Annotated in this window: 23 protein-coding genes; 17 read left to right on the top strand and 6 right to left on the bottom strand. The window is 63.9% G+C overall.

Annotation, left to right across the window (positions count from 1 at the left end; all coding sequences use genetic code 11):
* The first annotated feature begins 1 nt into the window (after position 1).
* The 4 genes from RHO23_RS18070 to RHO23_RS18055 all read left to right on the top strand — a co-directional run bounded on the left by RHO23_RS18070 (position 2) and on the right by RHO23_RS18055 (position 2,494).
* On the top strand, positions 2 to 232 hold the full coding sequence (locus tag RHO23_RS18070; protein ID WP_423488122.1) for a ferredoxin: 231 nt from the start codon (positions 2 to 4) through the stop codon (positions 230 to 232).
* Between the two features lie 23 nt (positions 233 to 255).
* Entirely contained in the window at positions 256 to 1,185 is a 930-nt protein-coding gene (locus tag RHO23_RS18065) for a hypothetical protein (protein WP_423488121.1), read from the top strand.
* A 53-nt stretch (positions 1,186 to 1,238) separates the two neighbouring features.
* Positions 1,239 to 1,922, top strand: coding sequence for a hypothetical protein (locus RHO23_RS18060; RefSeq protein ID WP_423488120.1), 684 nt, complete (start codon positions 1,239 to 1,241; stop codon positions 1,920 to 1,922).
* 119 nt (positions 1,923 to 2,041) lie between these two features.
* Positions 2,042 to 2,494: an NUDIX hydrolase gene (locus RHO23_RS18055; protein WP_423489252.1), complete on the top strand. Its 453-nt coding sequence runs from the start codon at positions 2,042 to 2,044 to the stop codon at positions 2,492 to 2,494.
* Here RHO23_RS18055 and RHO23_RS18050 read toward each other — a convergent pair.
* A complete protein-coding gene (locus RHO23_RS18050) occupies positions 2,468 to 3,973 on the bottom strand; it encodes a carotenoid oxygenase family protein (RefSeq protein ID WP_423488119.1) in 1,506 nt (501 codons plus the stop codon). The two genes, RHO23_RS18055 and RHO23_RS18050, sit on opposite strands and share 27 nt — an antisense overlap.
* 97 nt (positions 3,974 to 4,070) lie before the next feature.
* Here RHO23_RS18050 and RHO23_RS18045 point away from each other — a divergent pair, with 97 nt between their 5' ends.
* A complete protein-coding gene (locus RHO23_RS18045) occupies positions 4,071 to 4,691 on the top strand; it encodes a TetR/AcrR family transcriptional regulator (protein WP_423488118.1) in 621 nt (206 codons plus the stop codon).
* Here the strand turns inward: RHO23_RS18045 and RHO23_RS18040 are convergent.
* Entirely contained in the window at positions 4,688 to 5,083 is a 396-nt protein-coding gene (locus RHO23_RS18040; protein ID WP_030096247.1) for a PPOX class F420-dependent oxidoreductase, read from the bottom strand. The two genes, RHO23_RS18045 and RHO23_RS18040, sit on opposite strands and share 4 nt — an antisense overlap.
* A gap of 123 nt (positions 5,084 to 5,206) precedes the next feature.
* On the opposite strand from RHO23_RS18040, the gene RHO23_RS18035 reads away from it, so the two are divergent.
* The 7 genes from RHO23_RS18035 (at position 5,207) to RHO23_RS18005 (ending at position 11,871) form a co-directional block, all read left to right on the top strand.
* The gene (locus RHO23_RS18035) at positions 5,207 to 6,088 is read left to right on the top strand and encodes an amino acid ABC transporter permease (protein ID WP_057964142.1); all 882 of its coding nucleotides are present in this window, start codon (positions 5,207 to 5,209) and stop codon (positions 6,086 to 6,088) included.
* Positions 6,085 to 6,846 carry an amino acid ABC transporter ATP-binding protein gene (locus tag RHO23_RS18030; protein ID WP_057964143.1) on the top strand — a complete coding sequence of 254 codons (762 nt, stop codon included), beginning with the start codon at positions 6,085 to 6,087 and terminating at the stop codon, positions 6,844 to 6,846. The genes RHO23_RS18035 and RHO23_RS18030 overlap by 4 nt, the downstream gene beginning before the upstream one ends.
* Positions 6,843 to 7,775: an ABC transporter substrate-binding protein gene (locus RHO23_RS18025; RefSeq protein ID WP_423488117.1), complete on the top strand. Its 933-nt coding sequence runs from the start codon at positions 6,843 to 6,845 to the stop codon at positions 7,773 to 7,775. Before RHO23_RS18030 ends, RHO23_RS18025 begins: the two co-directional genes overlap by 4 nt.
* Before the next feature lies 1 nt (position 7,776).
* Positions 7,777 to 8,265: a GNAT family N-acetyltransferase gene (locus RHO23_RS18020; protein WP_064409746.1), complete on the top strand. Its 489-nt coding sequence runs from the start codon at positions 7,777 to 7,779 to the stop codon at positions 8,263 to 8,265.
* A gap of 92 nt (positions 8,266 to 8,357) precedes the next feature.
* Positions 8,358 to 9,398, top strand: a complete 1,041-nt coding sequence (locus tag RHO23_RS18015; RefSeq protein ID WP_423488116.1) for an LLM class flavin-dependent oxidoreductase — start codon at positions 8,358 to 8,360, stop codon at positions 9,396 to 9,398.
* Positions 9,395 to 10,507 carry an LLM class flavin-dependent oxidoreductase gene (locus RHO23_RS18010; RefSeq protein ID WP_057968797.1) on the top strand — a complete coding sequence of 371 codons (1,113 nt, stop codon included), beginning with the start codon at positions 9,395 to 9,397 and terminating at the stop codon, positions 10,505 to 10,507. Before RHO23_RS18015 ends, RHO23_RS18010 begins: the two co-directional genes overlap by 4 nt.
* Positions 10,492 to 11,871, top strand: coding sequence for an NtaA/DmoA family FMN-dependent monooxygenase (locus RHO23_RS18005; RefSeq protein WP_423488115.1), 1,380 nt, complete (start codon positions 10,492 to 10,494; stop codon positions 11,869 to 11,871). The genes RHO23_RS18010 and RHO23_RS18005 overlap by 16 nt, the downstream gene beginning before the upstream one ends.
* Before the next feature lie 24 nt (positions 11,872 to 11,895).
* On the opposite strand, the gene RHO23_RS18000 is transcribed toward RHO23_RS18005, so the two are convergent.
* The gene (locus tag RHO23_RS18000; protein WP_030096255.1) at positions 11,896 to 12,627 is read right to left on the bottom strand and encodes an MBL fold metallo-hydrolase; all 732 of its coding nucleotides are present in this window, start codon (positions 12,625 to 12,627) and stop codon (positions 11,896 to 11,898) included.
* 85 nt (positions 12,628 to 12,712) lie between these two features.
* On the opposite strand from RHO23_RS18000, the gene fgd reads away from it, so the two are divergent.
* The 5 genes from fgd to RHO23_RS17975 are packed head-to-tail and all read left to right on the top strand — an operon-like array spanning position 12,713 to position 20,329.
* Positions 12,713 to 13,726, top strand: coding sequence for a glucose-6-phosphate dehydrogenase (coenzyme-F420) (gene fgd, locus RHO23_RS17995; RefSeq protein ID WP_030096256.1), 1,014 nt, complete (start codon positions 12,713 to 12,715; stop codon positions 13,724 to 13,726).
* 28 nt (positions 13,727 to 13,754) lie between these two features.
* Positions 13,755 to 14,105, top strand: a complete 351-nt coding sequence (locus tag RHO23_RS17990; protein WP_030096257.1) for a nitroreductase/quinone reductase family protein — start codon at positions 13,755 to 13,757, stop codon at positions 14,103 to 14,105.
* A 31-nt stretch (positions 14,106 to 14,136) separates the two neighbouring features.
* Complete coding sequence (locus RHO23_RS17985; protein WP_423488114.1) at positions 14,137 to 17,130, top strand: alpha-mannosidase; 2,994 nt, start codon at positions 14,137 to 14,139, stop codon at positions 17,128 to 17,130.
* The gene (pta, locus tag RHO23_RS17980) at positions 17,127 to 19,214 is read left to right on the top strand and encodes a phosphate acetyltransferase (RefSeq protein WP_423488113.1); all 2,088 of its coding nucleotides are present in this window, start codon (positions 17,127 to 17,129) and stop codon (positions 19,212 to 19,214) included. The genes RHO23_RS17985 and pta overlap by 4 nt, the downstream gene beginning before the upstream one ends.
* A complete protein-coding gene (locus RHO23_RS17975) occupies positions 19,211 to 20,329 on the top strand; it encodes an acetate kinase (protein WP_070915717.1) in 1,119 nt (372 codons plus the stop codon). Before pta ends, RHO23_RS17975 begins: the two co-directional genes overlap by 4 nt.
* On the opposite strand, the gene RHO23_RS17970 is transcribed toward RHO23_RS17975, so the two are convergent.
* From RHO23_RS17970 to RHO23_RS17960, 3 genes are read right to left on the bottom strand one after another with little or no spacing between them, the layout of a single operon-like run.
* Entirely contained in the window at positions 20,318 to 22,600 is a 2,283-nt protein-coding gene (locus RHO23_RS17970) for a serine/threonine-protein kinase PknG (protein ID WP_057968813.1), read from the bottom strand. The two genes, RHO23_RS17975 and RHO23_RS17970, sit on opposite strands and share 12 nt — an antisense overlap.
* Complete coding sequence (locus RHO23_RS17965; RefSeq protein ID WP_217340435.1) at positions 22,600 to 23,583, bottom strand: glutamate ABC transporter substrate-binding protein; 984 nt, start codon at positions 23,581 to 23,583, stop codon at positions 22,600 to 22,602. The genes RHO23_RS17970 and RHO23_RS17965 overlap by 1 nt, the downstream gene beginning before the upstream one ends.
* Positions 23,580 to 24,908, bottom strand: coding sequence for a hypothetical protein (locus tag RHO23_RS17960; RefSeq protein ID WP_064409740.1), 1,329 nt, complete (start codon positions 24,906 to 24,908; stop codon positions 23,580 to 23,582). Before RHO23_RS17960 ends, RHO23_RS17965 begins: the two co-directional genes overlap by 4 nt.
* Positions 24,909 to 24,912: the final 4 nt, after the last annotated feature.

Here is a 24,912-nt window from a genome sequence, read left to right as displayed (position 1 = left end):
GATGCCCATGGATTCTGTAACGGTCAGCATTGACCACGACGTCTGTATGGGTTCTGGGTACTGCGCGCGCGAACACCCAGAGTTGTTTCGGATGACCACCGAAGGTGTCGCGGAGCTGTACTGGGGGACGAAAGAGCCAGTCCCATTGGCTGTTTCGGACAAGCTTCGTAAGGCGGCTGAGGATGCGTCCGCGATCTGCCCCGCTGCCGCCATCACTGTAAGTGACCGATGATTGTTACTGGCCGGGAGGTATTGATGCACCACATCGCGAACCTGATCCCGTTGGGAGAGCGCGGATTTCTAGCGCCGCCAACCGAACTGCAGGTGGCTTCAACATGGGCGTCCCTTGCCGTCATTGGAACAGCGATCTTGCTGACGATTACTGCGATTCTTGGTGTTTTTGTCACCAAAAGAACCCGCAGCCCCATGTTTATCCTAGTGCTTCTCGGAGCCATCGTGTTCCCGACGATCGTGGAGCCACTCGGCGACATCATCGGCGCGACATGGTATCCCAAGAACCACAAATACATCGTCGGTGAATTCTTCGGGCGACCCATGCCACTGTTCGTTTTTCTATTCTATGTCGCTGGCATACCCATCATCACTTGTTCGATCTACGCCTTGATGCGTGCGGGCGCATCAGCGAAGCTACTCATTGGCATGTGGGCGTTGTTGGCAATTCCCGAGATAGCCGCCGAGATGATCGCTACCAAGCTCAATGTCATGCACTACTACGGAAACAACGTGATCTTCGGTATTCCGGCGTCGTCAATCGTGCAGAACGGCGGCTTCATGATCGTCATCGGATGGCTGATGTTGGCCCTGCATCCCGGCGGCAAGCGTGCCGGACTGTGGCGCTGGACTCTGACCCCGTTCGTAGCACCGTTCGGGCTGATGATCTACGCCATTGCCGCAACGGGCGGGTCCTACCTCCTTATCCACACACAAACCTACGGCCCCGCGCTCTGGATCACCACGGCTGGAAGCGTACTGCTGAACATTGCGCTGCCACTGCTGCTTATCTACAACCCCATTGTCACCAGAATCCGTGAATGTCGTCAGCCGACCAACGAAGAGCTAGTTTTGGCAATGCTTTTCATGGTCCCGCCCAAGGATGACTCTTGCATTGCGGCATCAAGAGGCGAGGCGGCCAACCCTTCGGGGGAGGCATTGTGCACTTCGTGAGTCACTGGATCCTCAAAGTCGAGCTTTGAAACTTTCTTGGAAGGGATTATGAAATGACCACTGCTATAAATGAATTCAAACAAACGGAGTATGCGACAGAACTATTCGCGTTCACCAGTCGCTACAAATCACCCGTCGCGCGGAAGTATTATTCAATACTTCCGCAGTTCTTCGAGCGTGTCCAAGAGCAAGAGGACGCGTTATCGGCTGCCGGGCTCCCAGCTCAAGGGCTAACCGCTTTTCTTCGCGACTACATGCATGCCTGGGACCAAGACGACTACACGAAGTTTGATCTACGAAGAGCGTTGGCCTGCGTCACCGAAGACATGGTGTTTACCCTGTCCGCGACATTCAAGTTCCAATGGAAGAACCACAAAGTGGGTTGGAGCAGCTCTCGATTGGCGACGGTGTCGTCCCGGCTGCTTTATGCGTTTAGCCGCGAGGTGATCTTCGGCCCCATGAGTGACTCGCACGACGACCTGCCGGTGTTTGACTTTCACGACGACATCGTCCGGATTGCGATGCCATGGGGCATACCGTTCGAGGCTGCATGGAGCAGGTGGATTCCGAGATTCCTTCAGGTTGGCCCACTTCGGCGATGCTGGCTGATCACAGGAATGGATCGCTATGTGATGCGGCATCAGGATGGCGAATGGAGAATCGCCCGAATTGACACTGACTGGGATATGGCGCAAGCCCTCGTGCAACTGCTGCCGATCCGCACACCCGTCTTCTGACAGAGCCCGTATCTGCACGCCGTCGGACACGCAGAGGTGTCCACCGTTGAGGATAAGTTCTATGCAAAAAGAGCCTTGTAGGTAGCACCGTGTTCCCGCCGACACTGTCTACAGCGATCATGATCGATCAACGGAGTTGCGTGCTTTTGGTATGGCGCTGCCAACTCACAGACGTGTGGGGCTGGGAGGCGCCAGGTGGCCGCGCGCGGGCAAGTGAAACCGGCCCAGAAGCGGCAGCTCGCAGAGCTATTGAGGAAACAGGCTGGGAACCAATTGGTTTGAAGCAGCTGATTGTTTTTCAGTCGACATCCGGCGGGAGGGACGCGCTTCATAAAGTGTACGTTGCTCGCAGGTCCGTCATGGTCGACCATCCGCCTAAGCCTGTTGACCCGAGTGTGGTGCAGTGGATTCCCATGGCCGACATCCCCGCGCTCATCAGGGAGCACGAGATCCTTGGGGCCGGGTCCCTGGTTGGAATTGTGGCGTTGCTGATGGGGATTGGGTTAGAGGATTCAGGCACGGGACTATTGAAGGATGGCGGCCTCCTAGGCCACCAGGTTCGGATGTGGTAGCGGTGCAAACGGGTTGGCCACTCGCCGGCTGAAGGTGCCGTGGAATCCTATCGGCAGGTGGTGTGTCAGGTGAGCCACCGCCAGTGGGCCCTGCTCGACATCACGCGCGTCGAGAATGACCAGCTGTGAACGGTTTTCGACCAGGTCGTGATTGACCGCGAGTAGCCAGCCATCATCTTGTGCCGAGTCTTTGTGGCGTGGCACAAAGAGGGGTTCACACACCGAGGCCTTCCCGAAGTCGCAGTGTGTCATGGCGCCGGTGCGATGGTCGAATTTGAAGATACCGTTGTAGTGGCCCTGGCGTTCCAGCGTGCCTGCGGTGTAGGTGATCTGATGATTGCGGGTGGATTGCCGCCAGTCATATTGCGGGAATTCAATTTTTGCAGACTGTGACACCACTTCCTCGGTGATCTTGCCGCTGGGCGAGATGCGGAATCTGACCAGGTGGCTGTCCGGCCATTCGCGGACTACCAGGTGGTGGTGAGGATTTGGGTGGTCCTTCGGCCCCATCGCGGCATGCAGCGACCGCCGTAGAAATTCGAGGCTCTCATATCTGACGAACTCGACCACCGCATCAGCACCGTCCTGGAAGGCGTTGGTGACATGGATGTGGGTCTGTGGGGCGTGTTCGATGACAATCGGTTTGGATCCGTCGCGGGGCACCAGGATGAACTTGGTACTGCCATTGGTCAGCTGGTATTCGAGGCTCTCGTCGAAACGCTTGCCACGCAGCAGCTGGCCTATGTTGGGGCGGATCGGGTCGAGTACGAAGACCAGATACTTCTCGGTGAGCGCGAAATCGTGGTTCCAGCCCATATCCCACAGGGTCACCGAATTGATCTGCGAGAGTTGGCCGCTGGGGCTCACCCGGTAGCAGCGCAGTCGTGGCGTGGGAAAGACATCCAGGCCGAAGTTGAACATCTCGCCGGTGACGGGGTCCCATTTCGGGTGTGCCGAGAAGGCGCCGACGTACCCGAGCTTGCCCTTGAAGTCGTTGGTGCCCAGCGTCTCCAGAGTGTCGGGGTCCAGCCGATGTGGTGGCCCGCCTTCCCAGAGCGCTAGCATCTCCCCGGCCAGTGACACGATGTTGGTGTTGGCGGTGTTCGCGGGCAATTGGAGGTTGGCCAGTAGTTTTCCGGGCACCTGGGTAGTGATCCCGGGCCTGCGCATCGGGCCGCTCTGCAACCCGTCCCGGAACTGTTGGGTGCGCACATACCGGTTGGTGAAGCGGACCGAGGAACCGTCCAGGATGAATCGGGACACCATGCCGTCGGCGTCGAACATCGTCCGCAGCACGGTGGTGCCCACCTCGAACTTGCCGGGACCGATGCGAAACAGCGTGCCGGTCAGCGCGGGCGGCAAGGCGCCGTCGATATCGGTGAGCTGGTAGTCGTATTCGCGCAGCTGGGACTCGAAGGGACGGGAGATGAGCTCCTCAAAGTCCGTGTCGGAGGCGGAATGCTCGGGTGCGAGTGTCATGAAATCTCCTAGACCGCGTTGTCGGGCAGTTTCTGATGACGGGTGTCCTCAACATTAGCGAGTAGGTTGCCTATGTCAAGACGAAGGGCGTTTCAGCGTGACGAACGGTCAGACTCACCGCACGTACGGTGGTAAGACGCGAGAGCAGCGCCAAGACGAGCGGCGCGTGGCGCTGGTGCGGGCGGGCCGCGAGCTATGGGCCGATGGTGGGCTGCCCGCGGTCACCGTGCGGGGTGTCTGTGCGCGCACGAGGCTGACCGATCGGTACTTCTACGAGCAGTTCTCGGCGATCGGCGATCTGGTTCTGCAGATCGTGGACGACGTGTTCACCGAACTGTTCGCGGCCATGACAGCGGCGGGTCGAGTGGCCGGCGACCAGCCGCATGTGCAGCTGACAGCCGGGCTTACGGCTTACCTCGAGCACTCCATCGCAGACCCGGCGGTGCTGCGCATTCTGACCTCCGACCTCGCGGGATTTCCCGGGCTGGCCGCTAAACGCCGAAGTCTTCAGAACCGCGTCGCGCGCGGGATACTCCTGACCATCGCACCCGAGGTTGCCCAGCCGGGGCCGGCGCTGCTGGAGGCGGCCGTGTTCGGCGTCGGCGGTGTGACCCTCCTCATGGAGGACTGGCTTGCCGATGAAAATAGGTGCAGTGCAGCAGAACTGGGGGCCAGGGCCACCGATATGTGCATGCGCCTGCTGGGGCCGTTGGCCTAGCCGTGGCTTAGGAACTTGGTGGGCCGCAGGTAGAGGATGACGCGGTCTGCCTCATCGCCGGTGCTCTTCCCGGCCCAGGGTGCCTGGTACAGGTGCGCCAACTCCTGGATGAACGACCCGGTTGGGTCATCGTCGATCTGATCGATGGTGCCCCGCACTTCCAGATATCGGTACGGGTTGGTGGGGTCCAGGATCGAGAAGGCGACCCGCGGTTCGGTCTGAATATTGCGGAACTTGGCCCGTTTGTTGGTGTGGGTGAACCGCACCCGCTCGCCGTCCCAGCTGAACCACATGGGACTGGACTGTGCGGAACCGTCGCCACCGACCGTGGCCAGGTGACCGTAGAGGCGCTGTTCCAGGAGATCTTCGAAGCCTGCGGGGATTTCTGGCATGGCCTATTTGAACACTCTGACGGCGCGGATTCTTCCCCGGCCGGACATGACGGATAGCGGCCGTTCGATTCGCCGGGAGCCAAAGACTGTTGTGCACTGGTCGGTGTTCCTAGGTTCGACCGCATGACATCGGCACCCGCTGCGCCGCCGCGCGCTCGGGCATCTGAGGAGTCTGGCCAGCCGGTACTGCGGGTACGGCGCCGGCCACGTCCGGGCAACTGGATCCTCTCGGCCGTGGCGCTGCTGTTCGTGGCGATGTTCGTGCACGGGCTGGTGCGCAACCCGGGGTGGGACTGGCCGACATTTGCGCGGTACTTCACCGCCAAATCGGTACTGGCGGCGTTATGGCTGACGATCAGACTGACGATTTACGGCACCGTGCTCGGGTTTGTGCTGGGTGTGGCGCTGGCGGCGGCACGACTATCCAAGAATCCGGTCTTGCAGGCCATCTCGTGGACGTACGTGTGGATTTTTCGGTCCATACCGCTGATCGTGCAGCTGCTGTTCTGGTTCAACATCGCGTACCTGTACGACAGCATCAGTTTCGGGATTCCTTTCGGGCCGAGCCTGATCACCGTCGATACCAACGAGCTGCTGAGCGGGCTGACCGCCGCGGTGATCGGATTGACTCTGCACCAGGGGGCCTACTTCGCCGAGATCATCCGTGGCGGCATCCTGTCCGTCGACGAAGGCCAATTGGAAGCTGCTGCAGCCCTGGGCATTCCCCGGCGCCGCCAGTTCTTCCGGATCGTGCTGCCCCAGGCCATGCGGTCGGTCATGCCCAACGCCGCCAATGAGGTGATCAGCCTGGTGAAGGGCACGTCCATTGTGTCCACCATGGCCATCGCCGATCTCTTCTATCAGGTGCAGGTCATCTTTGGGCGCAACGGGCGGGTGGTGCCACTGCTCATGGTGGCCACGGTCTGGTACATCGTGATCACGTCGGTACTGACCGTCGTGCAGTACTACATCGAACGGCATTACGCCCGGGGCGCACATCGATGAGCACCATCGAGGTGCGCGGTGTGCACAAGTCCTATGGCCAGGTGGCGGCGCTGCGTGATGTGAATCTGACTGTGCAACAAGGGGAGGTGACGGTCATCATCGGGCCGTCGGGCTCCGGAAAGTCGACGCTGCTGCGCACCCTGAACCACCTGGAGAAGGTGGATGGCGGGACAATCCGCATCGACGGCGAGCTCATCGGGTACCGGCAGCGCGGTTCGGTGCTCTACGAGCTTTCGGAACGAGCCATTTTGCGGCAGCGTTCGCAGGTCGGCTTTGTGTTCCAGAACTTCAATCTGTTCCCGCATTTGACGGTGCTGGAGAACGTGATCGAGGCGCCACTGGCGGTGCGGCGGGCGCCGCGCGCCGAGCTGGTGGCCGAGGCGACCCGGCTGCTGGAACGAGTCGGCGTCGCCGACAAGGTGGCGGAGTATCCGCGCCGGCTATCCGGTGGTCAACAACAGCGGGTGGCCATCGCGCGCGCTTTGGCGTTGCGACCCAAGGTTATTCTGTTCGACGAGCCCACCTCGGCACTGGATCCGGAGCTGGTTACCGAGGTGCTCGACGTGATCCGCCAGCTCGCCAGTGATGGCGCCACCCTGGTGATCGTGACGCACGAGATCGGCCTTGCCCGGGAGATCGCCGACACCGTGGTCTTCATGGATCGAGGCGCGATCGTCGAGCAGGGGCCGCCCGAACAGCTGCTGGACAACCCGTCGCATCCGCGCACGGTCGGCTTCCTATCCAAGGTGTTGGCGTGAGACGTCTTATCGCGCTGTGCTGTGCCGCGCTGGTTGTCCTCACCGGTTGTGGCGCGGGCGCGGAGCCGGAGGTGTCGTCGGCCTTCAATCTGAGTCCTGACCAAGACCGGGTACGCGTGGCCACAGTGGATACGATCGCGGCCGAGGTGCCCGAAGCCATCCGCAGGCGCGGTACGCTGATTGTCACCGGGGACGCTAATTCCGCACCACCACTGCGCTTTTACGCTGATGACGACAAGACGATGATCGGGATCGAAACGGATTTCGCCTACCTGGTGGCAGACATTCTGGGATTGCGTGTAGATCTGCGTTCGGCGGATTGGGCGCAGAACTTCGTCAAGGTGGATTCGGGCGAGGTGGACGCGTTCATCTCGAATGTGACGGTGACCGAGGAACGCAAGGACAAGTTCGACTTCGCGACATACCGTTTGGACAACGTCGCCTTCGAGGTGCGTCGATCGTTGGACTGGAAGGTCAAGGGCGCCAGGGATATCGCCGGCAAGACCATCGGCGTCGGGTCGGGCACCAACCAGGAGGCACTGCTGGTGCAATGGAACGAACAGAACGTCGCGGCTGGTCTTCCCGCCGCCGATCTGAAGTACTTCCAGCAGACCACCGGCTACTACCTGGCATTGGCATCGGGTCGCATCGATGCGTATGTGGGCCCCAATCCCACAGCGGTGTTTCATTCCCAGGCGACCGGACAGACCAAGCTGGTCGGCACATTCTCCGGCGCGGGGGATGCGCTGCAGGGCGAGATCGCGGTCCTGATCAAGAAGGACAATGGGCTGGTTCGGGCTGTCGCGGACGCCATCAATCACGCCATAGCCGACGGCACGTATCGTAAGGTGTTGCAGCGCTGGGGATTGGAGAACGAGGCTGTCGCCAAGTCGGAGATCAACCCCCGCGGACTACCCAGGCAAGGATGACATGACGGCGTGTGAGGATCTGCTGCAGTTTGTGACGGTGGAGCAGCAGGATCCGCTGGCCGCCCCGCTGCTGGCAGAGCTGGCGGTGGAGTACAGCACCCGATACGGCGGGACCCTAGATGAGCACCACGAGTTCCTGGTCAACTACCCGGCCGCGCACTTCACGGCTCCCGACGGTGGTCTGCTGATCGGGGTACAGGGCGGTGCTGCCGTGACCGGTGGCGCCTTTCAGCGATATGACGCCGACACCGCCGAACTCAAACGCATCTGGACGTCCAGCGCCCACCGCCGTCAGGGTCTGGCGGGGCGCACCCTGGCTGCACTGGAACAGGAGATTCGCAGCCGCGGGTATCGGCGCATCTACCTCACCACCGGTCCACGCCAGCCCGAGGCCAAGGCGCTGTATCTGTCTGCGGGGTATCGGCCGCTTTATGACCAGACGCTGTCCGCGGACGAGGTCGGTATCCATCCGTTCGAGAAGGACCTGTAGGCGGCCCTGGCTGGGCACAGAGAACCGAACGGCTTTTCCTTCAAGGTGAGATAAACGCCTTCGTCACGCGGTTCGTGGACGTTGAACATGCCGTGACGACACTGCTCGGATTGGCTCTGGACGGGTACGGATGGCATCCGAGCGCGGATCAGCACACCGGCAGCCCGTTGACCGGAAAGTACTGGACCGAGCAGGTCCAGCACGCCGAGCACGGGCTGCTGGATTTCGTGACGTTCGAAGACTCATTCGCCCGCACCCCCGGCGGACGCCTGGACGCGATACTGACCGCCGCACGCGTAGCCCCGGCGACCACACGTATCGGGCTCATCCCCACCGCACCGGCCACCCACAACGAGCCCTTTCACCTCTCCAAGTCGATAGCCACTCTCGACATCGTGTCCGGTGGCCGCGCCGGCTGGCAGGTGACCATCGCCGATACCGAGGATGAGGCCGACGTTTTCGGCCGCACGAAGGTGCTCTCGCTGCATGACCTGCTGGAGGAGGCCGCCGACTCTGTGGAGGTGGTACGGCGGCTGTGGGACAGCTGGGAGGACGACGCCGAGATCCGAGACCTGGCGACGGGGCGGTTCATCGACAGGGACAAGCTGCATTACACCGACTTCGGGGGCCGCTTCTTTTCGGTGAAGGGCCCGTCCATCACGCCCAGATCCCCGCAGGGGCAGTCGGTGGTCGCGGCACTCGCCCGCAGCCGTCCCGGACAGGCATTCGCCGCGAAGAATGCGGACCTCGTCTTCGTCACCCCGCACGACGGCGCCTCTGCCGCAGAGATCCCTGCCCGCCTGCACAACACGGCAGGTCACCGCACCATCAAGGTGCTCGCAGATCTGGTGGTCTCCTTTGGCCGGGAGGACGAGTTCCGTTCGGATGCAGCCATATTCACCGGCCAGGCGCCGGAACTGGCCGATCTCATCGCCCAATGGCACGAATGGGGTATCGACGGTGTGCGCCTGCGGCCCGCGATCAACGCGCTCGACATTCCCGTCATAGTTGACGAACTCGTGCCTCTTCTTCAGGCCCACCACGGGTTCCGCACCGAGTATGAAAACGGAACGCTGCGCGCACGGCTCGGCCTGCCTACCGCCACCAACCGCTACGCAAGGAAGTCGGCATGAACGTCCCACTCTCGGTTCTCGACCTGTCCCCGGTCAGCGAAGGATCGGATGCCGCGACGGCGCTGCGTAATTCGATCGACCTGGCCCAGCATGCCGAGCAATGGGGCTACCGGCGCTACTGGCTCGCCGAGCACCACTTCGTGGCGGTCGCGAGCACCGTTCCGGCACTGGTCATCGCGCATATCGCTGCCGCCACCCGTCGGATCCGGGTGGGTGCCGGTGCTGTCCAGGTTGCCTCGACCACGGCCGCCGCGGTGGTGGAGAGTTTCGGCATCCTCGATGCGCTCTACCCGGGGCGTATCGACCTGGGACTCGGGCGCACGGGCCATCGCATCAGGGACCGGCTTGCCGGAAATGAGCAGAAGCCCGAACCTGCCCCCGCCCATGAGGTGGATGGGCTGTTCATCCCGCAGGCACCGACGGAGTTCGGCATCAAGGACAACCCGAAGCTGCGGGCCACCGCCGCTGCCCTGCAGCAGCCGGGCGCACAGATCGCCGATTTCGATCAGCAGGTGTCCGATATCCAGGCATTTCTTGACGGTACATATGTCAGTCCGGAAGGTGTTGCGCTGCATATCCGTCCGGGCGAGGGCGCCGATCTGCCGCTGTGGCTGTTCGGTTCCAGCAAGGGCGAATCGGCTCAGGTGGCGGCGCGGCGCGGTCTGCCCTTCGTGGCGAACTACCACGTCACCCCCTGGTCCACCCTGGAGGCCATCGAGGCGTACCGCGAGGCGTTTCAGCCCTCCGCGGCGCTGGCCGAGCCGTACATCATCGTCTCGGCGGACGCCGTGGCCGCCGACGACGAGCAGACCGCGCGTCATCTCACCAGCACCTTTGGTCGTTGGGTGCACTCGATCCGATCGGGGCACGGCGCCATTGCGTATCCCGACCCCGATGGTGCACAACCACTTACCGATGAGGAGCGCCGTCAGTCGGAAGATCGGGTCGTTACCCAGTTCGTCGGCGATGCGGGCCAGGTCGCCGAGCGGCTCGACACCCTGGCCAGGGTCACCGGTGCCGACGAACTGGTGGTCACCTCCATCACTCACCGGCACGAAGACCGGCGCAGGTCCTATGAACTCATCGCCAAGGAATGGGGGCTGATCTGATGAGCGCCCCGTCGGATCCGATTCAGGTTCGGGAAGGCAAGGACCGCAAGCCCATTCACCTGGCTGCGCATTTTCCGGGAGTCAACAACACCACGGTGTGGTCTGATCCCGCCTCGGGAAGTCAGATCGATTTTTCCTCCTTCGTGCATCTGGCCCGCACTGCTGAGCGTGGACTTTTCGACTTCTTCTTCCTGGCCGAGGGGCTGCGACTGCGTGAGCACCGTGGCCGAATCCATGACCTCGACGTGGTGGGCCGACCCGATACGTTCACAGTGCTGGCCGCCCTCGGCGCCGTCACCGAACGGCTTGGGCTGGTGGGCACCATCAACACCACCTTCAACGAACCCTTCAATGTGGCAAGGCAATTCGCTTCTCTGGACCATCTCTCGGACGGACGGGCCGGCTGGAACATGGTCACCTCGTCCGACGCCTTCACCGGCGAGAACTTCCGGCGCGGCGGCTTCCTGGACCACGCCGACCGGTACCACCGGGCCGAGGAGTTCATCACCGTGGCACGCAAGTTCTGGGACAGCTGGGACGAATCGGGTGAGCCGCGACTGGTCAACCATCGGGGTGCGCAGTTCACCGTCCGTGGTGTGCCCACCGCGCCGGCATCTCCGCAGCGGCATCCGGTGCTGCTGCAGGCCGGGGATTCGGCCGACGGGCGTGACTTCGGCGCCAAGCATGCCGACGCGCTGTTCACCATCCACTCGTCGATTCCCGCGGGGCAGAAGTACTACGCGGACGTCAAGGCCCGTGCGGTCGCCCACGGCCGAAACCCGGATCAGCTCAAGGTTTTTCCCGGAGTCACCTACGTTCTGGGCGACACCGAGCAAGAGGCCATCGAGAAGGCCGCCTACATCAGGGACCAGCAGGTGGGCCCGCAGACGGCCCTTGCCTATCTGGAACAGGTCTGGGGCCGCGACCTGTCCGGATACGACCCGGATGGTCCCTTGCCGGATGTCGAGCCCACCGGAGACGACTCGATCACCCGGGGGAAGGCGCGCCACGGCGACCCGCGGGAGATTGCCGCGAAGTACCGGGAGATCGCGGAGGCCAAGAACCTGTCGATCCGCGAGCTGATCAAGGAGGTCACCTCGCGCCAGCAGTTCATCGGTACCCCCGCTCAGGTCGCGGCGGAGGTCGACCGCTACATCCAGGCCGACGCCTGCGATGGATTCATCCTGGTCCCGCACCTGACCCCGGCCGGCCTCGATGACTTCGTGGACACCGTGGTGCCGCTGTTACAGGAACGCGGTGCCTTCCGCAGCGAGTATGAACACGAGACGCTGCGCGAACACCTGGGACTGGATGCCATCTCTGGTGCGAGTGTCGGCTTTCCGCGCGAAACCGCGAGCGCGTAGCGCGCGAGAATCCGGCCTTCGGCGCTAGGTGCGCAGGGCGATCTCGACCGCGTCGCGCAGTGACCCCGTCCAGGCCGGGCCATGCCCCGGAGCCAGCACATCGGCGTCCACCTCGGCCAGAGCCTGCGCACTGCGACGTGCCTGTTCCATGTCCTTGGTGAACGGAGTGGGCAGCAGCTGAGGTCCCGAACGGCTCGCGATCGGGTGCCCGGTGATGATGGCATCTCCGACCACCAGCACGTGACCGGCGACCAGGAACGAGCAGTGACCTCCGGAATGACCGGGGGTCGGGATGGGAACGGGTGCACCCGGTAGATCCGCGAGCTCGGGACCGAGCGGAGCCGCCGTCGGAATGCCGTCACGGACCCCGGCTCCCAGCCGCATCGCGTGGATGACCCACGGCAGCCACCCGGGCCGCCACAGGTTCAGTACCACCTTGAAGGGCTCGGCCTGATCCACGTAGTCGCGCCGCACATTGCCCAGCTCTGCGTTGTGGGCATACACCGGGACACCGTGTTCGGCGGCCCACCAGATCGCCGTCCCCATGTGGTCGATGTGCCCGTGCGTGAGCACCACGGCGCGCACGTCCTGTGGCTTGTGTCCCAGCGCCGCAATGGATTTCAAGACGTCATCGCGATCGCCCGGGTAGCCGGAGTCGAACAGCGCGACTCCCGAATCGTCCGATGCGATCACCCAGTTGACCGCCTCTCCGTTGACCACATGCACGGCGTCGCTGACCTGGGTGATCTCGACCATGAAATAGAGAGTAATGAGTCCTTGGTTAGGGTGGTTGGAGAACTTGCGATGAGCGGTAAGCACCCTTGAGGCGAGGAGCGCGCGGATGGCACGGGAACTGAAGCTGGGATACAAGGCATCGGCGGAGCAGTTCGCGCCGCGTGAGCTCGTCGAGTTGGCGGTCGCCACCGAGTCGCACGGTTTCGACAGTGCGACCGTGAGTGATCATTTCCAGCCGTGGCGATACAACGGTGGTCACGCGCCGTTCTCGCTGGCCTGGATGACGGCCGTCGGCGAGCGCACCCAGCGCCTGCAGCTCGGCACCTCGGTGCTGACCCCCACCTTCCGGTACAACCCTGCGGTCACCGCACAGGCCTTCGCCACCATGGGGTGTCTGTACCCGGGCCGCATCTTCCTGGGTGTCGGCACTGGTGAGGCGCTCAACGAGATCGCCACCGGGTTCATCGGTGAATGGCCGGAATTCAAGGAGCGCTTCGCACGGCTGCGCGAGTCGGTCCGGCTCATGCGCGAACTGTGGACCGGTGAGCGCGTTGATTTTGAGGGTGATTACTACCGCACCCAGGGTGCTGCCATCTACGACGTGCCCGAGGGCGGCATCCCCGTCTACATCGCCGCCGGCGGCGCCGTCGTCGCCAAGTACGCGGGGCGTGCCGGCGACGGATTCATCTGCACCTCCGGCAAGGGCGAGGAGCTGTACAAGGACAAGCTCATCCCCGCCGTCAAGGAGGGGGCGGCACTGGCCGAGCGCAACTTCGACGACATCGACCGGATGATCGAGATCAAGATCTCCTACGACCCCGATCCGGAGAAGGCGCTGGAGAACACCCGCTTCTGGGCGCCGCTGTCGCTGACTCCCGAGCAGAAGCACAGCATCCATGACCCCATCGAGATGGAGCGCGCCGCCGACGAGTTGCCCATCGAACAGGTGGCCAAGCGCTGGATCGTTGCCTCCGACCCGGACGAGGCGGTCGCCAAGGTCGCCGATTACGTGGGCTGGGGCCTGAACCACCTGGTGTTCCACGCACCCGGACACGACCAGAAGCGGTTCCTGGAGCTGTTCAAGAACGATCTTGAGCCTCGTCTCCGTAAGCTGGGATGAGCGCTTACGCGAAGACCGTTAGGTACAGATGAGTTCCCTAGTTCGTCGCTTTATCGATGCGGTCAACACCGTGCCGGTGATGGCATTGAACGTGCCCGGACTGCGCAGCTTGGCGGGCCGCTACTTCACCGTCGTCACCTACACCGGCCGCCGATCGGGGCAGATCTTCAGCACGCCGGTGAACTACTGGCGTTCGGGAGATGACATCGTGATCTGGGTCGGCATCCCCGAAAGCAAGAAATGGTGGCGCAATTTCCTCGGAGAGGGCAGGCCGCTGCAGCTCCGGCTCAACGGAGTTGATGTGCCCGGTTACGGAATCGCACGCAAAGACGACAGCGGCCGCGTGACGGTCACTGTTCGTCTTGGCGAGAGCTCCTAGAGCGAAGTCGGCGAGCCGATAGGGTCAGGTCATGCATGACGACCGGCGAATTGTCGAGGACCGCATTCGGCGTTTCGTCGATAAGCGGCTGAACTGCGCCATCTACGTCGATTCGGCGCCGCTGACACTGACGGCGTGGACGGCACCAGGGGAGCCGGTGCCGTTCGCCGAGGCGGCGTCCCAGGAATTCACCGAGATCACTCCCGGGACGCCCTGGGGACCACCCTGGTCGACGATGTGGCTGCACGTGACCGGAACCGTTCCGGAGCGGTGGCGCGGTCGGTCCGAGGGTGCCCCGGAGATGAGGGTCGAACTCGGCTTCACCGGCGGGCCGGGCTTCAACGCCGAGGGGTTGGTATACCGGCCCGACGGCACCGTGGTGAAGGGCATCGCGCCGCGCAACGCGTTCGTGCCCATCGACGATCTGGACGCCCCGGTGGACTTCTACATCGAGGCCGCCGCCAACCCGGACATCGGCAAGCATTTCTGGTCGCCAATGCCATTGGGAGACAAGGCTACTTCCGGTGATGAGGCGCTGTACCGGCTGGGTAGTATCGACCTTGCGCTGCGCGACCTGAACCTGTGGGGGCTGCAGCAGGACATCGCCACCCTGGACGGGCTGATGCATACGCTCCCCGAGGATCTGCCGCGCCGCCACGAGATTCTGCGCGCGCTGGAACGCATGGTGGACACGGTGGATCCGGAGGATCTCGCGGGTACCGCGGCCGACGGACGTGCCGAACTCGCCGAGGTGCTGGCGCGCCCCGCATATGCCAGTGCCCATCGGATCACCGCCGTCGGGCACGCTCATATCGACTCGGCGTGGCTGTGGCCGGTGCGTGAGACGGTCCGTAAGTGTGCACGGACCTTCTCGAACATGGTCGACCTGATGGACCGGCATCCAGACTTCCGATTCGCCTGCTCCTCGGCGCAGCAGTACGCGTGGATCAAGGACAAGTACCCCACCCTGTTCGCTCGCATCAAGGAGAAAGTTGCTGCGGGACAGTTCATTCCGGTGGGCGGCATGTGGGTTGAGGCCGATACGAACATGCCCGGCGCGGAGGCGATGGCCCGCCAGTTCGTGGCGGGCAAGCAGTTCTTCCTCGACGAGTTCGGGATCGACACCCCAGAGGTGTGGCTGCCCGACTCGTTCGGCTATTCCGCGGCGATGCCCCAGATCGTCACCGCCGCAGGTTCGGAATACTTTTTGACACAGAAGATTTCGTGGAACTCGGTCAACCGGATGCCGCATCACACCTTCATCTGGGAAGGGATCGACGGCACCGGGGTGTTCACGCATTTCCCGCCCGTCGACACCTACAACTCCGATCTGGGCGGCGGCGACCTCGCGCATGCGCAGCGCAACTACCGCGACTCCGGGGCGGGCACCATGTCGCTGGTGCCCTTCGGCTACGGAGACGGGGGCGGCGGCCCCACCCGCGAAATGCTGGCCTACGCCACGCGCAAGCGGTCGCTGGAAGGCTCACCCACGGTGGCCCTGGGTACCCCGGCGGAGTTTTTTGCCGCCGCCCAAGCCGAGTACGCCAACCCGCCGCGCTGGTCCGGTGAGCTCTACCTGGAGCTGCACCGCGGCACGTACACCTCGCAGGCGAACACCAAGCAGGGCAACCGCCGCAGCGAGCACTTGCTGCGCGAGGCAGAGCTGTGGGCGGCGACGGCAGCGGTGCATGCCGGATACGAGTACCCGTACGACGAGCTGGACGAGATCTGGAAGCTGGTGCTGCTGCAGCAGTTCCACGACATCCTGCCCGGCAGCTCCATCGCCTGGGTGCACCGGGACGCCGAACGGAACTACGCGGCGATCGCGACGAGGCTGGAAGCCATCATCGAATCCGCGACGGTCACCCTGGCGGGCCAGGGTGACCGCAGACTGGCCTTCAATGCTGCGCCGCACGATCGCGACGGGGTACCCGCGCTGGGCGCCGCTGTCGCCGATCAGCCCACCTCCGTCACTCCCGTGACGAGTGACGGAGGGTTCCTGCTGGACAACGGGATTCTGGCGGCCACCTTCGATGCCGACGGTCTGTTGGTCTCCCTCATCGATGCTGCCAGTGGCCGGGAGGCCATGGCGGCGCCGGGGAATCTGCTGCAGTTGCATCGCGATACGCCGAACCAGTGGGACGCCTGGGATATCGACGGCTTCTACCGGAACACCGTCACCAATCTGACGCCGGCGAGCTCGGTTGCCGCCGCGGACGGTGCGCTGGTGATCAAGCGTGAATTCGGCAATTCACATCTTGTGCAACGCATCACGCTGCAGGATGGTGCGCCCGCACTGGACATCGAGATCGATATCGACTGGCACGAGTCCGAGAAGCTGCTCAAATTGGCGTTCCCGTTCGACGTGCAGGCCGACCGATCGGCGTCGGAAACCCAGTTCGGCCATGTGTATCGTCCCACGCACGCCAACACCTCGTGGGACGAAGCCAAGTTCGAGATCTGTGCGCACCGCTGGGTGCATGTGGGCGAATCCGGATACGGCGTGGCAGTGGCCAACGATTCGACCTACGGACACGACATCAGCAGACGTGGCACCACCACCGTGGTGCGGATGTCCCTTTTGCGCGCGCCGCTCTTCCCGGATCCCGATTGCGATCAGGGACATCACCGATTGAGGTTCTCGGTACGCCCTGGCGCGACGATCGGCGACGCCGTCGAGCAGGGATACCGGCGCAACCTCGACACGAGGGTCATCGAGGGTGCCGCGGCGAGCGTCGAACCTCTTATCAGCCTGGATAACCCGGCCGTCGTCGTGGAATCGGTGAAGCTGGCCAACGACCGCAGCGGTGATCTGATCGTCCGGCTCTACGAGTCGCGCGGTGGACGGGCCGATGTCAGCATCCACGCGAATTTCAGCCACGACGGGGTGGCCGTGACCGATCTGCTGGAACGGCCGATCGAGTATCCGGATGCGATCAAACTCTGGGTCAACGATATTCAACTGACATTGCGTCCGTTCAAGATTCTGACGCTGCGATTCACTCGTGTAGGAAGGCGTGCATGACCGAGGCTAGAGGATTGAAGGCGTCCAGTATCTACATTGCCTCACCCGAAGGTGATACCGGAAAGTCCACCGTCGCACTGGGTGTGATGCATCGGCTGGCCGCCTCGGTGGCACGCGTGGGCGTGTTCCGCCCCATCGCGCGGTCCGGGGAGAGTGTGGACTACATCCTGGAACTGCTACTGGAGCAGAGCACCGCCGACATCGCCTATGAGGACTGTCTGGGCGTCTCGTACCACGATCTCCATCAGGATCCAGATGCGGCGATCGCCCAGATCGTCGACAGGTACCACGCGGTCGCGGAGCGCTGTGATGCCGTAGTGATTGTCGGCAGCGACTACACCGACGTCGCGAGTCCCAGTGAGCTGAGTACCAACGCACGCATCGCGGTCAATCTTGGCGCACCGGTTCTGTTGACCATCAAGGGATTCGGTCGAACTCCGGACGAGGTGGCGGCCCTTGCCGAGGTCTGTCTCGGCGAGCTCAAGGTGCAGCGTGCGCACACCGCCGCCATTGTGGCCAACCGGTGTAATCCCGATCAGCTGGACGAGGTGCGCCAGGCGTTATCGCGTTTCGACAAGCCCGCCTGGGTGCTGCCCGAGGTACCGCTGCTGGTCTCGCCGTCGGTAGAAGAGCTCATGAAAGCGGTGAAGGGCTCGTTGGTCAGCGGCGACGAGGCACTACTGTCCCGCGAGGCCACCAGCTTCATGGTGGCGGGCATGACCGCCGAGCATTGTTTGGAGCGCCTGCAAGAGGGGCAGGCCGTCATCTTCCCCGCCGACCGATCCGATGTGCTGCTGGCGGTGGCGAGCGCGCATGTGGCGGAAGGATTTCCATCGCTGTCCGCGATCATCCTCAACGGCGGACTGAAGCTGCACCCGCGGATCGCCGACCTGGTGGACGGGATCGGGCTGCGGTTGCCCATCATCGAGACGGATTCGGGCACGTTCGAGACCGCGAGCGCCGCAGCGCATGCCCGCGGCCGGGTCACGGTGGCCTCGGCCCGCAAGATCGACACCGCGCTGGCGCTGATGGATCGATATGTCGACGGCGCGGATCTCATCGCGCAGCTGGCCATTCCGATTCCCTCGGTCACCACGCCGCAGATGTTCGAGTATCAGCTGCTGGATCGGGCGCGGGACAACCGTAAGCGCATCGTGCTCCCGGAGGGCGACGACGACAGGATCCTCAAGGCGGCCGGGCGGCTGCTGCAGCGTCAGGTCGCAGATCTGACAATCCTGGGTGAAGAGGCGGAAATTCGTTCCCGCGCAGCCGAGCTGGGCGTGGACATCTCGAATGCCCTGGTGGTCAGCCCCAAGACCAGTGAGCTCGCCGAGCAGTTCGCGGGCCAGTACTTCGAGCTGCGCAAGCACAAGGGCATGACTCCTGATCGTGCGCGCGAGATCATGCGTAACGTCTCGTACTTCGGCACCATGCTGGTGTACAACGACATCGTCGACGGCATGGTGTCGGGCGCGGCGCACACCACCGCGCACACCGTGCGTCCCGCCTTCGAGATCATCAAGACCAACCCGGATGTCTCCACGGTGTCCAGCATCTTCCTGATGTGCCTGGCCGACCGGGTATTGGCCTATGGCGACTGCGCCATCGTGCCCGACCCCACCTCCGAGCAGCTGGCCGATATCGCCATCTCCTCGGCGCGTACGGCCGCCCAGTTCGGCATCGACCCGCGGGTCGCGATGCTGTCCTACTCGACGGGAAACTCGGGTAGCGGTGCCGAGGTCGAAAAGGTTCGTATCGCAACCGAATTGGTTCGTACCAGGCAGCCCGAGCTGCTGGTCGAGGGGCCCATCCAGTATGACGCGGCAGTGGAGCCCTCGGTGGCGGCCACCAAGATGCCCGACTCCCCGGTCGCCGGACGCGCGACGGTGCTGATTTTCCCTGACCTCAACACCGGGAACAACACCTACAAGGCGGTGCAACGCAGCGCCGGGGCCATCGCCATCGGGCCTGTGCTGCAGGGCTTGCGCAAACCCATCAATGATCTCTCCCGCGGCGCTCTGGTGGAGGACATCGTCAACACGGTCGCGATCACCGCGATCCAGGCCCAGGACCTGACCCGATGAGCGCGGTACTGGTCCTGAACTGCGGCTCGTCTTCGGTGAAATATCAGCTCATCGAACCGGATTCGGGCCGGGTGGACGCGCACGGGCTGGTGGAGCGCATCGGTGAAGAGCCGGTCCGCGATCACGAAGAGGCACTGCGGCTGGTTTTCGACTCCATCAACACCGACGACGTGGTGGTGGTGGGCCATCGTGTGGTGCACGGCGGACAGAAGTTCCACGAGCCGACGGTGCTCGACGACGCCGTGGTCGCGCAGATCGCGGAGCTGTCGTCACTGGCGCCGCTGCACAACCCGGCCGGTGTGCAGGGCATCGAGGTGGCCCGGCGCCTGCTGCCCGATGTGCCGCAGGTGGCGGTGTTCGACACCGCGTTCTTCTACAGCCTGCCGCCAGCGGCGGCCACCTATGCGCTCGATCGTGAGGTCGCCGAGCGATACGGCGTGCGGCGCTATGGATTCCACGGCACCTCGCATCAATACGTGTCACAGCAGGCCGCCGGCTACCTGGGGCGCGCGTACGCCGACATCAACCAGATCGTGCTGCACCTGGGCAACGGCGCATCGGCGTCGGCGATCCTGCATGGCCGCGCCGTGGAGACCTCGATGGGCCTCACTCCGCTGGAGGGCCTCGTGATGGGCACCCGTACCGGCGATATCGACGCCGGCATCGTGTTCCATTTGGCACGCCACGGCATGAGCATCGATGAGATCGACACGGTGTTCAACCGCCGTTCCGGCATGCTCGGACTGTGCGGGGCCAACGATTTTCGTGAAATTCATCGACTAATCGAGGCGGGAGACGCATCGGCGCAGCTTGCGTACGACGTTTATGTGCACCGGCTGCGCAAGTACATTGGCGCCTACATCGCGACATTGGGTGGCGCCGACGTCATCTCCTTCACCGCCGGGGCGGGCGAGAACGACGCAGTGCTGCGTGCCGATGCCATGGCCGGACTCGAAGTGCTCGGCATAGAGATCGATCCGGAACGAAACCTGGTGCGGTCCGGCGAGATTCGCCGCATTTCCACCGATGGATCCCGGGTGACGGTGCTGGTGGTGCCCACCAACGAGGAACTGGCCATCGCCAGGGCGGCGGTGGGGGCGGCCCTAGAGCAGTGAGGTCGGCCGGGTGGCGTTGGCCAGATCCACCAGTGCGTAACGGTGGGCGCGCTCGGTGGCCCGGCGGGCCAACGCCCGCAGGCTCCGCTCAACACCTTGGCGCAGGCCACGTTTGGTGAACGGGACACCCAGGATGTGATGTCCGGTCGAATGATTGGTCTTGATCCAGTCCAGCGCCGTCCCGAGCACCAGCGCGCGGATCTGCAGTACACGCGGTTCCGTCTCGGGTAGTGCTTCCACTCTGCGGGCCGCCTCGCGGATGTCGTCCTCGGTGACCTCGGTGAGCGTGCGACCCGAGAGCAGGGTGACCGCACTGGTGAGACGCGCGGTGGTGAAATGGCGCGACGTGGGGGGCACGTTATCGAGCATGCGCACCGCCTCGGCTCGCTCCCCGCGGGAGGCCAGGGTGCGAGCCAGCCCGTATCCCGCGGAGATGACGCTGTTGTCGGTGGACCAGACGGTGCGGTAGAAGTCGAGGTTCTTCTCGTCATTGGCAAGTTCGGCGGTGGCGGCAAGTGCCATCTTGGGGGCGATCTCACCGGGCAAGAAGTCCAGAACAGCGGTGAAATGCTTTGTGGCTTGGTCGTAGTCACCGTTGAGAAGGGCCGCCATGCCGCGGTACCAGGTCAGTCGCCACGGGGTGCCCACCCGGTCCTCGAGCTGATCCAGCTTGCTGTTGGCCTTGGCGACATCGCCCAGATCGAGGAGTGCGCGTGCCTCCATCAGGGGCAGCTCCATCGATTCGGTCAGGTCCACCCCGTCGGCGTCGATTCGGCCCAGGCGGGCGGCCTTCAGGGATTCGAGGGTCTGTATCGGCTGGCTCAGTACGGTTGCCTGCAGGATGGCGGCACCCACGTCTGTGGGGTCGAGAAGCGGAACCTGAAGAGCTGTAACGATATCCGGCGCCGTCAGGCTCGGCGGGTGAGCCAGCCCGTCGACGTAGACGTCGGTGTGGGCTACCAGCAGGTCGACCCCGAAGGTGGACCGGGACGGGCTGAACAGGGTGGACATGCCCGGGCGTGGTGTGCCCGAGTCCAGCGCCACCACCTCGCGCAGTACTCCCACCAGCTGAGTGGCCATCTCCTCGGCGCTGCCGAACCGTGCGGTGGGGTCGGGATCGATGGCCCGGCGCAAAAGGCGGTGATACGAGTCGTACTTGGCGAGCACCGGATCTTCGTTGGGCAGCCCGTCCTTGTATCGGCCCTTGCGGGTGGGCATGCGCAGGGTCAGCGCCGCGAGGGTGCGTCCCACCGTGTAGATATCCGACGCGACAGTGGGGCCGGTCCTGGAGATTTCGGGTGCCTGGTAGCCGGGAGTTCCGTACAGGTTGCCGTAGGCGTTGACCGCGGCCACCGCGCCCAGGTCGATGAGTTTGAGCTGCTCTTCGGTGACCATGATGTTCTCGGGCTTGAGGTCGTTGTAGGTGAGCCCAACCGAGTGCAGAAAGCCCAGCGCGGGAAGAATTTCCAGCATGTAGGCAATGGCCTGTGCGACGGGTAGGGCCTTGCCCTTGGGCTGTTTGAGCGAGGTGCCGCCGACGTACTCCATCACGATGTATCCGACCGGATTCCCGTGCTGGTCGGGGTGTTCGACGAAGTTGAAGATCTTCACGATCGAGGGGTGCGCCACCTCGGCGAGGAATCGCCGCTCGGCCATCGCGATGTTCTGTGCTTCGGCGTCGCCGGAATGCACCAGACCCTTGAGCACCACCGGACGGTCATTGACGTTGCGGTCCACCGCGAGGTAAATCCATCCCAGACCGCCATGGGCGATGCAGCCCTTGATGGCGTACTGCCCGGCAATCACATCGCCGGGATTCAGCTGCGGCAGAAAGGAAAAGGTGGACCCACAGGCTGGGCATGTGCCCTCACTGCAGGCGGGGCCATCCTCCGTGGAGCGGCCCACCGGTTTACCGCAGTTCCAGCAGAATCGTTTGGACTCTTCGACGACCGGATTGGTCATCAAGGCGGCCAGTGGATCGATTTCCGGAACACGCGGGATCTCGACCAGGCCGCCGCCGAGTCGGCGGGTGGGGGAGAGCCGGACTCGCGTGGTGGTGGCGCGTACCTCTGGCTGTGTGGTGGGTTGGGTTGTGGGCTGGGTGAAATCGGGGGCACGGAACACGGCCTGGGTAGCCATGGGGCGCATCGTGGACGCGGAGTCCGCATCCAGGTCCGCCAGGGATGCGGGCCGCGTGCCCGGACCTTCGTCTTCGTCCGCGTCGTCGACCAGATCCTCTGGGTCTTCCAGGCTGCCGGGATCTTTACTCATCAGTCCCGGTACCTTGCGCTCGGAGGTGCGGGGGCGGGCCCCAGCACGCTCAGCCATTTGCGGTACAAGGCATTCCAGGTGCCGTCGCGCCGGATGCGTTCCAGGGTGCGATTGACGTACCGGACCAGATCGGTGTTCTCCAGCTTCATGCCGATTCCGTACGGCTCATCGCTCATGTTGGGCCCGATGATGTGCAGGTACGGATCCTGGGACATCAGGCCGGCGAGTATCGAGTCGTCGGTACTCACCGCGTCGACCTGGCGTTGTTGCAGTGCCACAAGGCAATCCGCCCACGTCACCACCGACATGATGACCGGCGGCGGGGTGATCTGCGAGAGCCGGTTCAAGGAGGTGGTGCCGCGCGCGGCGCACACCCGTCTGCCGGAGAGGTCCTGTGCGTTGGTGATGCCCGAATCCCTGCTGGTCAGAATCCGTTGGTAGGTCATCAGATAGACGGTCGAGAAATTGACCTCCTTGCGCCGTGCGCAGGTGATGGTCATGGTCTTCACCACGATGTCGACGGTCGAGTTCTTCAATGCCGCGATGCGATCTGCCGAGGACAGAATCCGGTACTCCACCCGCTCGGGGGTGCCGAAGATGTCGCGAGAGATCTCCCCGGCGATATCGACATCGAATCCGGTCAGTTCCCCGGTGATCGGGTCGCGGAAGCTGAACAAGTTGCTTCCGATGTCCAGCCCGACGATGAGCCGGCCGCGCCTGCGGATCGCCGCGACCGCGTCATCGTTGGCGGCCCGGTCGTTGGTGGGCCGCAGACTCGCGGTGGGGTCGCACGAGGTGTCGACCTTGGTCAGCGGCGCGAGGTTGGGTTCCTGCTCGGTCATCTCGGCAGGGGTCGGCCTCGGCACGGTGAGCTGTGGCAGCGGAGTGGAGTTCTCGGGCGTCGAGCATCCGGCCAGCACGGTGGCGATAGCCGCCAACGCGGCAAGTCTGCGTGCGGTGCCCTGCGTCGCTGTTCTCATCATCGGTACTCGCTCAGCCGCGGCCACAGACCGACTCCCACGCATATCGCGCCGCCCACCGAGAGGATCAACGCGCCCGCGGAGGACAAGGTCAACGCGCGTTCGGCATTGAGAACACCCGAGCGGAGTTGGCGGCGGCTGTCCTGAACGCCGTTGCGCAGCGCCGCATCGAGGCTGTCGAAGGCAGGCGTCGAGTCTGACTCACTGCTGCCCAGTGCCACCTGGGTGGCGGCCTGGTAGTTGCCGACACCGATGTAGGCGTTGATGCGGTCATCGGCCTGCCGCCATCTGGTGAGCAGCTGCTGCGCCCGTTCCAGGTCCGCGCGGGCGATGGCATCCGGGTTGCTCAGGTACTCGCCGATCTTGCGTTCCATCTCATCGATGCGGTCGTAGTAGGACTTCTTGCGCACACTTTCATCACCGCGGCGGATCAGTGCCAGCGTCTCGTCGGCGCGGGCCTGCTGCGCCGAGATGACCAGTTGAGTGATGGTTTTCAGGGAGTGGGCGCCGCCGTTGCGCGCGTCGGTGCCCAGCGAGGCAGAAACGGCCAGTGCGATACCCACCCAAACCACCATAAGCAGTAGGGCCGCGCCCCCCGCCAGCATGCCGGGATTGATGAGGCGTCGCGTCTGCTTGGACAACCAGCGATGACCCAGGACCCCACCGATCATGGTGGCCAGCACGATGAGGATCACCGGGAAGGGCACCCGGGTGGATGCGCTGGTCTCCTGATCGACGCGGTTGGACGTTTCTTCGTAGAGACGCTGCGCGTCGGGCAGGATCGTGTGCTGCATCAGTGCGGATGCCTCGCTCAGGTACGAGGCGCCGACGGGATTACTGGCCCGATTGTTGGTGCGCGCGGTCTCGATGAGTCCGGTGTAGACCGACAGTTCGGCGTTGATGCGGCTCAGCAGCTCCTGCATCGGCCGGTCGGTGAGACCGCTGGACGCGGCGACGAGTGCGGTCGAGGCATCGGTGATGGCCTGCTCGTACCGCTCACGGACGCCCTGTGGTTCGGTGCCCGCGATGAACGCGGTGGTCGCCGCGGCATCGGCGACCGACAGGGTGCTGTACAGCTGCCCGGCGGAGTACGCCAGCGGTTCGGTGTGGTTGAGCACCGTGCTCAGGGCGAGTTGCCGGTTCTGCACGCTCGCCGAAGTGGCCACCGCGGACAGCACGCCGGCGGTGGCCAGGACGATACCGAGCATCAGAATCTTGCCGGGAGTGGACTTGAGGAACCACCACCACGGATGAGCCGGCACGACGGGGGTTGTCGCGCCGACGGGCTCGGTCGACGGGTGTGCTAACCGCGTCGTCCCGACAGTCACCTCT

It is taken from the genome of Mycobacteroides sp. PCS013 (assembly GCF_049532645.1).
GTDB classification, from domain to species: domain Bacteria; phylum Actinomycetota; class Actinomycetes; order Mycobacteriales; family Mycobacteriaceae; genus Mycobacterium; species Mycobacterium gwanakae.
Note: the sequence above shows the minus strand (reverse complement) of the source record. Positions and strands in the feature narration are given on the sequence as shown.